The organism is Mesorhizobium sp. WSM4806 (assembly GCF_055811635.1).
In genome coordinates, this window is record NZ_JBVVQZ010000025.1 from 42,731 (window position 1) to 57,015 (window position 14,285).

The following is a 14,285-nucleotide window of genomic DNA, read 5'->3' on the forward strand; positions in this document are numbered from 1 at the left end:
ACGTCCCAAAATCGCGAAAGCTATTGCCCAAAACATCCCTCCCGAAATTGCAGATGCTTCTTCGGGAGCCAATTCGGTCACACCATAGGCTGAGATATCGGTCGTCATTGTTGGCCCATTCTAGTGCTGAATAAGAGCATGAATCAGTGATGCCGGTCGGACGCGTATGCCGCCATACCACTAGAACATCAAGAGTCGTGCCAACTGGGTAGGAAGCGCCTCAGAAAAACTGTTCTGCACGTTATCAATGGCTTCACTGAAAGCGCGGCGACACGCCGGGCCGAACATCGCCGTGTCGCTAACTCGACAAACCCGACAGTAGGGCCAACCCAAGGTGCGTCGGTCTCCTTAGGTTGGCGCTGAGGTCCGGGTTCGTACGTCGGGCCGCGACCGGGACATCCATTGTCCAACCGAAGCTACGTCATCGAAGCGACGAGTCCGGCTGTAACGGACTCGACTGGATCGGCCGCTATCTCGATGGTGCCGGTGCTCAGGCGGCATCCTCAAGCGTTGGCCCTCGGTGAAGTGTCTGTTGGCCGCTGGCGCCTGTGAGAGGCTGCAGCTCATGGACAAAGCCGTCTTCCTTCATTTCGTGGCGAAATCATCCGTCCTTCGGACGACCAGAAGCGCTTCCAGATCCTGCCCGCCGCTGAGTCGTCGCGCGGACCTTCGGCTGGACGACAAGGGTGGGGGGCCTCGCACGCGTCTTCGAGCAGTGCGCGGCTTTTCGATGCCGTTCCTTCTGCCTTGAATTCGATCCGCGAATCCCGCTGGTCACATGTTTGCCGGTCACACTGGCCCAGCGACCTGCGCCCGCTCTTTCTCCCGCAGCGCGCATGCGGCAGCGACCATGTTCATGAGGGCAGGCCGGACCTCCTCCCATTTCCTTGTTTTGAGGCCACAATCCGGATTCACCCACAGTTGGCTGTCCGACAGTCGCGCGCGGGCAAGTTGGGCGAGATGTAAAATCTCGCCGACTTCCGGGACACGTGGTGAGTGAATGTCGTAGACGCCAGGACCGATGTCATTCGGATATTTGGACTTCGTGAAGGCGTCTAGCAGTTCCATTTTGGAGCGCGACGTCTCAATCGAAATTACGTCCGCGTCCAGTTCAGCGATCGAGTCGATGATCTCATTGAACTCAGAATAGCACATGTGGGTGTGAATTTGGGTCGCGTCCGCTACACCCGTTGAAGCGAGCCGGAAGCATTCGACAGCCCAGCCGAGATAATGTTTCCAGTCGGACTTCCGCAGGGGCAAGCCTTCGCGAAACGCGGCCTCATCGATCTGGATCACCCTTGCGCCAGCTCTTTCCAGGTCGGCCACTTCATCGCGGATGGCGAGCGCGATTTGGCGGCAGACCTCGGCGCGGGGTACGTCGTCGCGCACAAAAGACCAGTTAAGAATCGTCACTGGGCCTGTGAGCATGCCCTTTACCGGCTTTTTCGTCAGCGACTGGGCAAATTGCCACCAGAGGACCGTCATCGGATTGGGCCGCGATACGTCGCCGAAGATGATGGGAGGGCGCACGAGCCGGGAGCCGTAACTTTGCACCCAGCCATGCTGGGTGAAGGCGAGGCCGGACAGCTGCTCGCCGAAATGCTGCACCATGTCGTTTCGTTCGAACTCGCCGTGTACCAGCACGTCCAGCCCGATCTCCTCCTGCCAACGCACAGCCGCCTCAGTCTCCTTCTTCAGGAAGGCCTGGTAGTCGACATAGCTCAGCCGGCCCTTCGCGTGAGCGGAGCGCGCCCTGCGCACCCCGGGCGTCTGCGGGAAGGACCCGATGGTCGTCGTCGGGAACGGCGGCAGGCGGAGCGTGTCGGCCTGGACTCTCGAGCGCTTGGCAAATGCGCTCTTTCGTTGCTTCATGACGCCGTCAATGCTGCTAATTCGACCGTGGACGAGCGGATCATGGACCTTTGTAGACATTGCGCGCGCGGCGGCCGCCTCGGCAGAAGCTTTCAGTGCGCCTGCTACGGCCTCCCTGCCTTCGGATAAGGCTTGGGCCAGCACAAGCAGCTCTTCACTCTTCTGGGCGGCAAATGCCAGCCACGAACTGACATCCACATCGAGCGCGGTCTCCATCCGCAGGTCCATCGGCACATGAAGCATCGAGCAGGAAGGCGCAATCTCGACGCGATCCAGCGGCCAGCCGGCAACGATCGGCTTGATGCGGTCGAGAATGGCAGCCAGATTCGCGCGCCAGACGTTGCGGCCGTCGATCAAGCCAAGTGAGAGCACCAGATCCTTCGGTGCGAGCCGACCAACCGTCTCCAACTGCTCGGGAGCGCGCACGAGGTCGAGATGTAGGCCCGCCAGGCGCAGCGAAAGCGCGGTCTCCAGATTGTCTCCCAGCGGCCCGAAATAGGTCGCCAGCATAATTTTCAACTTGGGCGCGGCTTTCGACAGCTGGCCGTATGTGAATTCGAAGGCAGCTCGTTCGTTCGGGTTAAGATCGAGCACAAGCGCCGGCTCATCAATCTGCACCCAGTCCGCCCCCGAGAGCTCCAGCGTCCGCAGGAGTTGCTCGTAGACGGGCAGCAGCCGCGGTAGGAGCGCTATCGGATCGAAACCCTGGTCGGGAGACTTCGCCAGCTTGAGGAAGGTGACCGGTCCAAGGATGACCGGGCGTGTATGGATGCCAAGCTCTTTTGCCTCCAGAAAGTGATCGACTGGGTTCGTCGACGAGAGGGCGAATGTCTGATCCTGGCTCAGCTCCGGCACGATGTAGTGGTAGTTAGTGTCGAACCATTTGGTCATTTCCATCGCGGTTACGCGCTGCCCCTGAACCGCATGCCCGTGACTGGCGTGTCCACAACCCGCAGTATCGCCTTGCGTCCCGCGCGCCATCGCGAAGTAGATGTCGAGCGGGACCTCGCCGCCCGTCCAGCCGTAACGAGCTGGCACGGCGCCGACCATTGCTGCGGTGTCGAGCACATGGTCATACAGTGAGAAGTCGTTCGACGGGATTTTCGACACGCCGCGATCATGCTGCTCGCTCCAGCTGGCGGCACGGAGTGCCTTCGCCGTCGCGAGAAGGTTGGCAGCAGAAGATTTTCCGGACCAGTAGCTTTCGAGCGCGAATTTCAGTTCTCGCCGGCGACCGACACGCGGCATGCCAAGCGTTGCTATGGGAACTTGCTGGGAGACATTCATTCCATACCCCGATGGTTGGGGCGGGGACAAGGAAGGCGCTAGCAGGCCGGCATGAACACCGAGCTGCCGCGGCCACCAGACACCCCGCCCGTGGACGTTGTTCACCGTGGCAGGTCTCCTGGCTCGCGGGTCACAGCCTCTGCCCCGTCTTCCCGGGGCAGGTCGCCCAGTGACATTGGTGGGTTGGCTCGCCGCTTACAGTTGCGGGGGCAGCGCCGGCATTGCACCGGTTTCCCTCTTAGCTCCGCTACGGCAACACCTTGCGGAGAACCACGACATGCGGACAATCGCAGCAGCTCGCATTGTTGTCAATAACGTATAAAGAAATGTTTATGTGTTTATGTGAACTGTTTACCTGCGGCGCGTTCCCAAGTCGCAGGTCGCCGTAGAGCTGAGCCTTCTGCGCCACTCTCCGGTCTGCGCAGGCTGTGCCTCGCCGCTCGGGCAATCTGCCATTTGTACGATTCCGTCCCAAAACGAACTTCGTCAAAAATGGCGCGTGTTGGCCATTCATGATCGGGCGGCAGTACTGGCCCGAAGTGCGACAAGTCCTGAGCCTCAACAACCAGAAATTTGGAGAAAAACCGCCATCCTTCTCGGACTGGTACGCGTTCGATTTACACGCGCTCGTCTGGACAGCCTGCACAACAGGAAGGTGGGCAACACGTGGCGGAAATGCCGCCCTACAGCGAACCCGCCTGTTCAGCCTCGCGGCGCAAATTCTGCCGGGGTCTGGGGCCGATCTGCTGGATCACCAATCCGGCCGCCAGTGAGCCAAGGTCGCCGCAGGTCTGCAGGTCGCGGCCTTGCGTGTAGCCATGCAGGAAGCCGGCGGCATAGAGATCGCCGGCGCCTGTCGTGTCAACCAGTTCCTTGATCGCGGTCGCCTTGATCACCACGGTCTCGCCGCCGCGCACGATCACCGAGCCCTTTTCAGAACAGGTCACGGCGGCGATCCTGCAATCCGTGCGGATCTGCGCCAGTGCCTCGTCGAACGAGGCGGTCTGGTACAGCGACTTGATCTCGTGGCTGTTGGCAAACACGATGTCGACGGTGCCCGAGCGCATCAGCTCCAGAAACTCCTCGCGGTAGCGGTCGACGCAGAACGAATCCGACAATGTCATCGACACTTCGCGCCCGGCTGCGTGGGCGAGCTTCGCCGTCTGCCGGAACGCTTCCTTGGCGCGCGGCGGGTCCCACAGATAGCCCTCGAAATAGGTGACGGCGGCGCCCGACGCCTTGTCCGCCTCGACATCCTCCGGACCGAGCTCGACGCAAGCGCCGAGATAGGTGTTCATCGAGCGCTCGCCGTCCGGCGTGACGAAGATCATCGAGCGCGCCGTCGGCGGTTCGCCATCGAGCGGCCTGGTGTCGAAGGCCACGCCCTGGGCGTGCATGTCATGGGCGTAGATTTCGCCGAGCGTGTCGTTCGAGACCTTGCCGAAGAAGGCGGCGCGGCCGCCGAAGCTGGCGACGCCCGCCGCCGTGTTGCCGGCGCTGCCGCCGGAGGCTTCGATGGCCGGGCCCATGCGGCTGTAGAGCAGCTCGGCGCGCCTCGTGTCGATCAGGTTCATCGCGCCCTTGATGATGCCGTTCGTCTCAAGGAATGCCTCGTCGCACTGGGCGATGATGTCGACAATGGCATTACCGATACAAAGCACGTCATAGTCCAGCATCTATTCATATCTCCGCCAAAAACCCACCCTCTGCCGCGCCGGGCGCGGGCGGGTTTTTGCAGGTGTGGAATGGAGTTGCCGTATGCCGCTGCATCCAACATCGGCGCATCACGCTGCTGCCGGTCCTGCCTCACGCAGCAGGTCCTCAGCTCTGTCCGTCCTTTCCCACGTGAACTCCGGCTCTTCGCGGCCGAAGTGTCCGTATGTCGCGGTCTTGCGGTATATTGGGCGTAAGAGATCAAGCATCTTGATGATGCCTTTCGGTCGAAGATTGAAAAGCTCAAGAACGACGCGCTCGATCCTTTTTTCGTCGATCTTTGCGGTTCCGAAGGTATTGATCAGGATAGACACCGGCGCGGCCACACCGATCGCGTAGGCAAGCTGAACCTCGCAGACATCCGCAAGGCCGCTTGCAACGACATTTTTTGCGACGTACCGCGCCGCATAGGCGGCCGAGCGATCAACCTTGGACGGGTCCTTGCCCGAAAAGGCGCCGCCGCCGTGACGCCCCATCCCACCGTAGGAATCGACGATGATCTTGCGTCCGGTGAGCCCGCAGTCGCCGCGCGGCCCACCGACCACGAACCGGCCTGTTGGATTGACCAGGAATCTTATCCCCGTCGTATCCAAGTCGTGGGGCAAGACCGGCCTTATGATCTCCTCAATGACGCCTTCGCGGACTGTGGCTTGTGAGACCTCCTCGTCATGCTGCGTCGACAGGACTATGGTATCAAGCGCTACCGGGCGCAAACCCTCATAACGGACGGACACTTGAGATTTAACGTCCGGGCGAAGCCAGCCAAGGCGTCCGGTTTGGCGCACCTCTGCCTGTTTTTTTGTCAATTCGTGAGCGAGTTGGATTGGCAACGGCATCAATGTTTCGGTCTCGTTGCACGCATACCCGAACATGAGACCCTGATCCCCCGCTCCCTGCTCGAGATCCTGCCCTCGTCCCTCGTCGACGCCCTGGCTGATGTCAGGCGACTGCTCGGTCAAGGCCAAGATCACGGCGCAACGCCGGCCGTCAAAGCCGATCGCATCGTCGTCATATCCAATGTCCAAGATGATATCGCGGGCAACTTGGCTGTAGTCGATCTGCGCTTCGCTGGTGATCTCGCCAGCCAGAACGACCATCCCTGACTTCACCAACGCTTCACAAGCAACACGAGCCGTAGGATCCTTGCGGAGGATCGCATCGAGGACGCCATCTGAGATATTGTCGGCCATCTTGTCGGGATGTCCCGCGCCGACGGATTCGGAAGAGAACACGAATTGTCTGGTCATGGAATGTCCTCGCTTCAAACGTTGGAATTGGATGTGACAGTTGATCTGGTCGTCTTACCTGTCGGAGATGCCAGGCACGTCGAACGCAGCGCAGAAGTCGGCAACGTCTCTGCGCACCCTGGCATGCACGTCCGAATCATCGGGCTGGCGACAGACCAGGTCGATGAAAGCGGCAATCTGCACCATTTCCGCCTCGCGCATGCCCACAGACGTCACTGCTGGCGTGCCTAAGCGTATGCCGCTGGTGAGCGCGGGATGGCGCCGGTCGCCCGGCACCATGTTGAAATTCGTAATGATGCCCGCTTGCGACAAGCGCTCGGCATAGGCTTTCCCGGATAGCGGCCGGTCCCGAAGATCAAGGATCAGCATGTGATTGTCAGTGCCCCCGGTGACGAGTTCATAACCTCGCTCCAGAAGCGCGTGGGCCAGAGCCTTGGCGTTGTGGACGATTTGCTGACCGTACACGCGGAAGGACGGATTCCCTGCTTCGTGCAGAGCGACAGCTAGCGCGGCAATCGTATTCATATGCGGTCCGCCCTGGAGGAGAGGGAACACGGCACGGTCTATGCGTTTGGCCAGATCGTGTTTGCTCTTGGAATGATAGAGCGCCTGATAGCGGTCTTCATTCCTCGACAAGATGAAGCCACCACGGGGGCCGCGGATCGATTTATGAGAGGTGCTGGTGACCACATCGCAATGGCCAACAGGATTCGGATGCACTCCTGCGACAACTAGGCCGCTGATGTGGGCGATGTCGGCCACCAGATAGGAGTTCACCTCCGAAGCGATTTCGGCCATTGCCTCATAGTCAAAGATACGCGGATAAGCAGTTCCGCCGACCCAAATGAGCTTCGGTCGTTCCCGTTTGGCCGTCTCGCGCAAGCGGTCATGGTCAATCTGCTGCGTCTTTTCGTGCAGCCCGTACGGAACTCGCTGATAGTCAGTGCCGGAGAAGTTGACGACCCAACCGTGAGTCAGATGCCCGCCGCCGGGGAGGGTCAAGCCCATCATCTTGTCTCCCGGACACAACAGCGCTCGACAGACAGCCTGATTGGCCGGCGAGCCGGAATAAGGCTGCACGTTGGCGTGTTCACAGCCGAATAGCGCCTTCAATCGCCCGATGGCGAGGTTCTCAAGCTCATCGACGATCTCGTTTCCGGCGTAGTAGCGCGCGCCGGGATATCCCTCGGCATACTTGTTGGTGAAAATAGACCCGGTCGCTTCCAACACCGCCGAGGACGCGAAGTTCTCGGAGGCGATAAGTTTGAGGGTCGTCCGCTCCTGGCGCTCCTGTCTTACAAGCAGCTCGTGAACGAGAGAATCTACGGCAGCCAGGTGAGGCCACCCGTAAGTGTCAGGCTCCGCGATGGCGCCGCCAGTCGAATTGTTCATATCAGCTTCGCGCTCCATTGGGACTAAGTTTCAGGACAAGCAGGCGGCCACCTTGGACCGCGCCCCCTGTATCGCCTCCAGGCGCTGTAGGTCTTGTGTGTGATGGCCATCGCCGTGGGGCAGGAGATCAACCAGCAATTGAACCAAGCCGCCGTCCGAGCCTCCTGCTTCGAGGTGGTACGAAGGCCAGGGGCGCTGTTCGTTGCCGAGAAGAAAGCCGGCTCTGGCGAGCTGGCGGACGTGTGCGACCACGTGCTCGCGAGACAGACTCAGAACTTCTGCTAGCTCGCAGACGGTTAGGTCCGCATGCGCACAAAGTCCCAGGATTCGAAGTCGATCAAGATGAGCCGCGGCCTTTAGGCGCATGACCAGTGTCACCATCGGCCGGCACTCCTTGTATTGACTTCGTCCATTTGGCGTCCTCCCACTAATTTCAGAGGCAATCTTGCCGTCCGGCGAGGTCAATACGCCCGACCGCATCGCAGATCGTTTCCGATACGCCACGGTCTCGACCCGCGGCCCAAATGACAGGCTCAATGTACATATTCTCAGCGGTTTAGAGTGCTAAAAGTCCGCGATTTTCTTTGAAGGATCTGTTGCGACACGTGCATACCGGCTAGGATGCGCCCCAGCACAACGGCGGCTGCGCGGTAAGGCCGGCTTGCGAAGATGCGGCGAACGGCCGAGGCCTTCATGCGCTGGTCCCCGCGCGATGGGCGGGACGCTCAGCATCGACGGGGATGAAAAATCCATGTTGTCCATGGCTCCGATCTCTATCCCGATGGACCACATCCCAGGGAAACCAATATCCTGCTCGAAGTCGCCGCCGTCCACGGCGAACTCAAAGCATGGCTGCGGCGCAAGGCTCAATGCAGCTGACGATTGGCTTCATTGATTCTCAACAAGTGATACAAATCCTCGGACTGTAACCCCTTAGTCCCGAGATTTCGTATCAATGCCAGAGCCCGCTCCCCAGCGCCAAATCGCCCACGCACTTCTGACAGTGCGCGGAATCGCGCGTCTCGCGGAGCTGCGCAACGCCGGCGTAACAGCGGCCACGATGAGTCGCATGGAACGGGATAGGGAGGTGCTCCGGCTCGCACGCGGCCTCTACCAGCTCTCCGATGCGCCGCTCGACGCCAATCATAGCCTAGCCGAGGCTGCCAAGCGCGTACCCAAAGGCGTTGTCTGCCTTGTGTCAGCCCTGGCATTCCACCAGCTGACCGATCAGCTTCCGAGACAGGTATGGCTGGCCATCGGCCAGAAGGACTGGGCTCCCAAACCCAACGGCACACCCATTCGCATCGTGCGTTTTACCGAAAGTCTGCTCAACGACAGCGTCGAAACTCATGTTGTCGAGGGCGTGACCGTAAAGGTCTTTGGGGTTGTCAAAACAATCGCGGACTGTTTCCGATATCGCAACAAGATCGGCCTGTCGGTGGCGATCGAGGGCCTCCAGGAAGCGCTTCGCCAGCGCAAGGCCACGCCCGGCGGAATTGCCAGGCAGTCCGAGCGTGGCGGTGTCGCCACGTCATCCGGCCGTATATCGAGGCGCTGACTGCCAATGGCTAAAGAGATCAAGAACATCGGCGCCTCGGTGCGCGCACGTCTGCTGCAACTCGCCAAGGTAAGTGGCCAGAGCTTCGATCTGGTTCTGACCCGCTTCGCCCTCGAGCGGCTGCTTTTCCGGCTTAGCCAGTCACCCCACGCCGACCGTTTCGTGCTGAAGGCGCGATGCTGATGATGAGCTGGTTCGATGATCCGCACCGCGGCACCCGCGACCTTGACCTGCTGGATTTTGGCGATCCGAGCGCGGAGCCAATGCTGGCGACCTTTCGGGAGGTCCTGGCGCAGGACGCCGGCGATGGCGTCGAGTTCGACGCTGACGCACTCCGGGTCGACCGCATACGCGAGGAGCTGGAGTATGGTGGGCTCAGGCTGCGGACGACGGCCTCGATCAGCGGCGCCCGGGTCAGCCTGACGATCGACATCGGCTTTGGCGATGCGCTGGAGCCTGGTGCCGAAGAGCTGGACTATCCTTCCATGCTCGACTTCCCATGCCCCGGCTGCGGGCTTATGCGCGGGAAACTGTCATTGCCGAGAAATATCAGGCGATGGTGGCGCTGGGGCGGGCGAATAGCAGGATGAAGGACTTCTACGATATTTGGATTCTCAGCCGGTCCTTCACCTTCGACGACGACAGGTTGCCACGAGCGATCGCCGCCACCTTCGCGCGGCGCGGAACGGCGATACCTCAAGACCTGCCCAATGCGCTGACGCCGGCCTTTGCCGAGGATGCGCAAAAGCAGCGACATTGGCGCGCGTTTGTTGGAGAAGTCGCTCACGATCCGGGTGATCTTGGGAACGTCATTAGAGATGTAGCTGCATTCCTCATGCCCCAGGCAGCCTCAGCAGCGAGCTTGGGGCCAATTAGCAGCTTGATTTTGACTAGGCGTTCGAACTCGCGCCATTCCCGGTCCCGACGCCGCGCGGTCATCCCTTGGCACCGCCCTTTGTCCCGGCGTTCAGGAACATTGGGAAGAAGCTGATCTGCTTCTTGATCTTGATCACGTCATCGACGCCAATTGTATTGGCCTTCCTCCGCTCACCTCCAGCGGGGGTTATGACCTCAAGGTCCGGATTCTCTATGATCGCCGCGTGCACATCGTCCGCATGTGCAGGTGTGATGTTGTAGATGCTCTCATAGAAGTCCATGACGGACATGGCGTCCCCAGATTCCGTGATCAGGCGCGGAATATCCCCGAGAAGCTGATTCTTCGCCGAAGCTCGACCGCTGACATCGAAGAGATAGAGCATGCCTTCATGATGCTTTGGATCGTAGGACAACATGTTAAGGCCAGACCGACCGAAATGTGCCTGTAAGCTGGCGTTGTCGTGGAGGATATTGTTGTAGACCTGCCTAGCCCGATAAGCATTGGCGAAGTGGATCAGCCAATACCGCCATCCCCCGGGGTTGTTGATCGAGAATGGGCTGACATAGGGTGCACACAACCGGAAAGCATCAAAGACGATTTTCTCGGCCGTGCCGAGCCAATCCTTCTGACTCATTAGCGCATCCAGCGCTTGGATGTCATTGCTCGTCAAGCCGAGATGATCCAGTTGGGCGCGAAGTCGCTCCGGCTGGTCCTTCTGAAGGAAGGCCAGCAGGGAACTAATGACGAAGGTGTAGAAGATCTCAGCTGCGGGATAGGAGTGCATGATGTCGAGAATGGTGTTTCGCTCGACGTGACTATGCCCGCACTGATCGAGATTGAAGATGACGCTCCGATACCGGCCTTGCTCCAGGAGGCGCTTGATATTGGGATAGGCGACTTCGAAGAACTCGTTCAGATACTCGACGCGTAAATGCAATTTTGGGCAGGCTTGGCTTGCCTCCGCTTGCATGGGCGCGACGTGCGTCTTCAAAAGCTCGATGACTTCGCGGCTGGCGTCGTTGAATACGAAGAGGCATTCAACTTCGACAGCGCCAAGCCCTTGGACGGCGCGCTGCGTGTTCACCGCCTCGACGGCTCGTTTCAGTTCCTCGATGAAAATCAACGGCGATCCAGGTGAGCCGCACTGGTAGCGCCCGCCGCCAGCGAAACCGTCGACGATAGCAAGGCGAAATCGCTCCTGCTGAGGCAGCCTGCAGCGAACCGTCAGGTAGTCGAAGACATATTCGCGCAATATTTTATGCTTGCGGCGAGAGTGTTCCTCCAGCTTTGCTCCGTCAACCCATTCATATCGTTTTTCGACCACCTAAACTCCCCCCGCCGGATGTTATTCTACATTGCTACCGCGTCCTGCGGGGTAGTCGGCATCTCGTCCCAGGTCCGGCCCCGATACTCACGCCCGTTGGCTTTCTTAGAACGCCTTTTATTGTCCTTGCCCCAGGTTCCCCACTGCTTGAAGAAGAAGGCGGTACCGGCCGTCAGGCATTGGCCGTAAATTTCATCGATCCATTCTTCCCTGATCGGTCGAGCGAATTTGCCGCTTTCACCGCCTACGATTGCCCAATGGATGTCAAGGAGATCGACGGTGCCAACCGATCCAATCAGAGGCTCAAAGGAGATGAAGCGAATGGTCGCGGGTGCCTGGCGGAGATAGTCGACTCGGCTCACGACGTCCGCGTTTTCAATGCTCGTGCCCAGCCAGACATTTGGCAGGATGTCGCCCATCTGCGAGGCGACAAGGGCTGCCATTCGCTCGGGACGCTTAGTAAGAATTTGATAGTTGTGGCGCGGGGTCTCGCGCATGACCTTCCAGACCTTGAGGATGAACTCGTCGCTGACACCCTCGTGAAAGAGGTCGCTCATCGAATTTACAAAGATTTTCCGCGGTTTCTTCCATCCGTATGGAATGGCCAGCGCCTCGCGGTCTTCCCGCACCACGCCATTCCACACCGTGCGCTTTCCCGTTTTACGGGTAAGCCCGGCATATTTCGCAATGCCCATGGCCTCAAGCCGTTTGGCCATCTCCATTGCATAACAATGGGTACAGCCTGCCGTAACTATCGAGCATCCTGCGACCGGGTTCCAAGTGGAGTCTGTCCACTCTATCTGAGTTTCAGCCATCTTACCCTCCCGAGCATTCCTTGACCTGCCGCCGCATCAGACCGCTCCGCGTATCGGATTGACGACCTCGAGCCCGGCAAAGTCTTTTTCGTTATCCGTTATCAGCACGCACTCGTTCGCTCCGGCGACAGCGGCGATGATCATGTCGAGCCCGCTGCGCGGCTTGCCGGCCGCTTTTCCTCCTGCCATCAGCCGCGCCCAGATCAGCCCGGCTTTGTCGTCGAACGAGAGGATGCGGCCCGCAAACAGCGCCGGCGGCCCCTCAGGCCCAGAGAACCACTTTTCAAGTGCGTCGCGTTTTTTCCCGCGCGGCTTCTCCAGAACCCCGCGAAGAATTTCCGCAACGGTCAGCGAAGCGATAAACAAATCCTCGTCACGCTGTCTCGACATCCATGCCAGGAGCGATTCCGACGGCTGCGATTTGACGACATTGCTGATGATGTTGGTATCGAGGAGGTAGCGTGTCACAGGTCGATCTTCCGTCCCTCTTCATGGGGGCGGGAAAGATCGAGGTCAGCTCCCACCAGCGGCGAACGACGCAATGCGGCGAGGATCCCGCCAGGCTTGGGTGGCTCGCCCGCGATGGTCTGGCTGACAGCAGCGCGCAGGCTAGAGGCATCCGGCCCATCTTCGGCCAGGCGGCGAGCCAAAGATCGAATGAGGTCGCGATCGGCATCGCGGCCAAGCACTTCGAAGCGCGCCAAGCCGCGCTCGCTGAGTCGAGATCGATAGTTTTGAATGGCGCGTTTTTGCGAGCTGTCCATAGTTGCCTCCGACGTATTTCCAGTAATATAACCAGAACGCAGGGTTTGATCAAGGCGCGGGCAGTCCGGGCGGTGCTCCCCTTGCGGTTGGATGGCATCGGTCTAGGATGCGTGATTTATGTTGCGCGACGGTATTTAACGAGCGTCAAGCAGGTCGCCGGGCGGCCACGAGGTGCAAAATCGTCCAACTGGTCCCAATAGTTGATGAAACCTCAAATTTCTCTCGTTGCCAGAAAACATTTGGCAGTTCAATGACGCGCGACGGAACGCAGTATGTGACGGTCCTGCTCGACCGCGAGATCACGAGTAAGCACTTGTAAAGCAGGTCAGCGCCAAGCGATGGAACCATCACGTAGTTGTAAGTCACGCGAGCAGATCGACAGTGTACGGTCTGGGAATTGGTCGAAGCCGGCTATAGGTTTTCAAGCAAATAGCCGCATCCGCCGTATTGGCTGCACGTCAACCTGATGCAGCCAACGGACTGCAAAGCCGCCCCGCTTGCCGGCGACGTCGATCAGCTCTCGGAATCACGAACTGGCTTGCATCCTCCAAGGCGCCGTCAATGACACCCACATTGCCGAAGGTAGGCAGCCCGTGTCACAAGACGGGCAATCCACCCGCATATGTCTTCTGCCTCCTCGGCGGTTATACGACCGTCATCAATGGACCTTCTGGCAGTTCACCGAGAGATGCCACGCGGCTGTCTCTCTGCAGGACCACACTCAAGTCCAACCTGGACAGCAGTTTTTCGACCTCTGCGGGCGGTGATGGAGTTGTCGCAGGCGATGCCGGCATAGAACCCGTAGAACTCGTTGACTTCGTCCTTGTCGTCAGCGGCGACAAACTCACGTGAGCGTATGCCGATTATTGTTTCAAGGACGGCGTAGATCTCTTCGGGCGCGTTACCCCACACATCCAGATCGCGGATGAGCTCGGCAGCATCATCGTCGTGAAGAAGGGACAGGAACTGCTCAGCTTCGACCCTGAGTGGCGGCATCTCCGCAGCTCGACCCGCTCGCTGGCCATCACGCCCTTCAAGAACCCGAGCCAGTACCCCATCGCCTTGCGGTGATTTGCCTGCGCATGGACTCTACCGGGCGCGGCCCCTTCGTGTTCGAGTTTACCGCTCCTTCCGCGGAACACTTCAACCATTGTCGCCCCCCTCGACTCTACTCCCCGGAGGCAGCTGGATCTGCGTGCTGCAATCTCGCGGGCCGCGCTATCAATGCAGTGACCTTTGCCGCCACCTCTTCAAGGGTGGCGGTGAGCCGGTTTACCTGCGAGGCGGTGGCGGCCAGTTCCGGGCCGTAGCGGTGACGAGATATTCCGGTTCCGGCTAAGGGACTGGAGCTGCTTGGCCGTCTTCCCGCGAAGGCGCAGGCCCGCCTCCACGGCGTGCTCCGTGCGTCTCGACAGGTCGTGCTCCGTGCGGATCT

General features: G+C 59.8%; 10 protein-coding genes, 2 pseudogenes and 1 riboswitch. Of the genes and pseudogenes, 3 read left to right on the forward strand and 9 right to left on the reverse strand.

Going from position 1 to position 14,285, the window contains the following annotated elements; translation table 11 throughout:
* Window positions 1-789: 789 nt before the first annotated feature.
* The 4 genes from metE to AC0L2M_RS30150 all read right to left on the reverse strand — a co-directional run bounded on the left by metE (window position 790) and on the right by AC0L2M_RS30150 (window position 7,511).
* Window positions 790-3,135 (reverse strand): 5-methyltetrahydropteroyltriglutamate--homocysteine S-methyltransferase, encoded by a 2,346-nt coding sequence (gene metE, locus AC0L2M_RS30135; protein ID WP_473536728.1) that lies wholly within the window; start codon window positions 3,133-3,135, stop codon window positions 790-792.
* Between the two features lie 115 nt (window positions 3,136-3,250).
* Window positions 3,251-3,449, reverse strand: a riboswitch (cobalamin riboswitch).
* A 393-nt stretch (window positions 3,450-3,842) separates the two neighbouring features.
* Window positions 3,843-4,835 (reverse strand): adenosine kinase, encoded by a 993-nt coding sequence (locus AC0L2M_RS30140; protein ID WP_473536694.1) that lies wholly within the window; start codon window positions 4,833-4,835, stop codon window positions 3,843-3,845.
* A 108-nt stretch (window positions 4,836-4,943) separates the two neighbouring features.
* Entirely contained in the window at window positions 4,944-6,119 is a 1,176-nt protein-coding gene (metK, locus tag AC0L2M_RS30145; RefSeq protein WP_473536696.1) for a methionine adenosyltransferase, read from the reverse strand.
* 54 nt (window positions 6,120-6,173) lie between these two features.
* Window positions 6,174-7,511, reverse strand: a complete 1,338-nt coding sequence (locus AC0L2M_RS30150; protein WP_473536697.1) for a serine hydroxymethyltransferase — start codon at window positions 7,509-7,511, stop codon at window positions 6,174-6,176.
* A gap of 102 nt (window positions 7,512-7,613) precedes the next feature.
* Between AC0L2M_RS30150 and AC0L2M_RS30155 the strand changes: the two genes are divergently transcribed.
* From AC0L2M_RS30155 to AC0L2M_RS30165, 3 genes and pseudogenes are all read left to right on the forward strand, one after another.
* A complete protein-coding gene (locus tag AC0L2M_RS30155; protein WP_065010976.1) occupies window positions 7,614-7,796 on the forward strand; it encodes a hypothetical protein in 183 nt (60 codons plus the stop codon).
* 670 nt (window positions 7,797-8,466) lie between these two features.
* A pseudogene (locus tag AC0L2M_RS30160) lies at window positions 8,467-9,083 on the forward strand (type IV toxin-antitoxin system AbiEi family antitoxin domain-containing protein).
* A pseudogene (locus AC0L2M_RS30165) lies at window positions 9,076-9,934 on the forward strand (nucleotidyl transferase AbiEii/AbiGii toxin family protein); the annotation flags it as partial. The pseudogenes AC0L2M_RS30160 and AC0L2M_RS30165, both read left to right, overlap by 8 nt.
* 70 nt (window positions 9,935-10,004) lie before the next feature.
* Here AC0L2M_RS30165 and AC0L2M_RS30170 read toward each other — a convergent pair.
* From AC0L2M_RS30170 to AC0L2M_RS30190, 5 genes are all read right to left on the reverse strand, one after another.
* Window positions 10,005-11,270: a three-Cys-motif partner protein TcmP gene (locus AC0L2M_RS30170; protein ID WP_473536698.1), complete on the reverse strand. Its 1,266-nt coding sequence runs from the start codon at window positions 11,268-11,270 to the stop codon at window positions 10,005-10,007.
* A 26-nt stretch (window positions 11,271-11,296) separates the two neighbouring features.
* Window positions 11,297-12,085: a DUF5131 family protein gene (locus AC0L2M_RS30175; protein ID WP_473536699.1), complete on the reverse strand. Its 789-nt coding sequence runs from the start codon at window positions 12,083-12,085 to the stop codon at window positions 11,297-11,299.
* Window positions 12,086-12,121: 36 nt separating this feature from the next.
* Complete coding sequence (locus AC0L2M_RS30180; protein ID WP_473536700.1) at window positions 12,122-12,553, reverse strand: PIN domain-containing protein; 432 nt, start codon at window positions 12,551-12,553, stop codon at window positions 12,122-12,124.
* A complete protein-coding gene (locus AC0L2M_RS30185) occupies window positions 12,550-12,849 on the reverse strand; it encodes a hypothetical protein (protein ID WP_473536701.1) in 300 nt (99 codons plus the stop codon). Before AC0L2M_RS30185 ends, AC0L2M_RS30180 begins: the two co-directional genes overlap by 4 nt.
* A 679-nt stretch (window positions 12,850-13,528) precedes the next feature.
* The gene (locus AC0L2M_RS30190) at window positions 13,529-13,846 is read right to left on the reverse strand and encodes a hypothetical protein (RefSeq protein ID WP_473536702.1); all 318 of its coding nucleotides are present in this window, start codon (window positions 13,844-13,846) and stop codon (window positions 13,529-13,531) included.
* Window positions 13,847-14,285 lie beyond the last annotated feature (439 nt).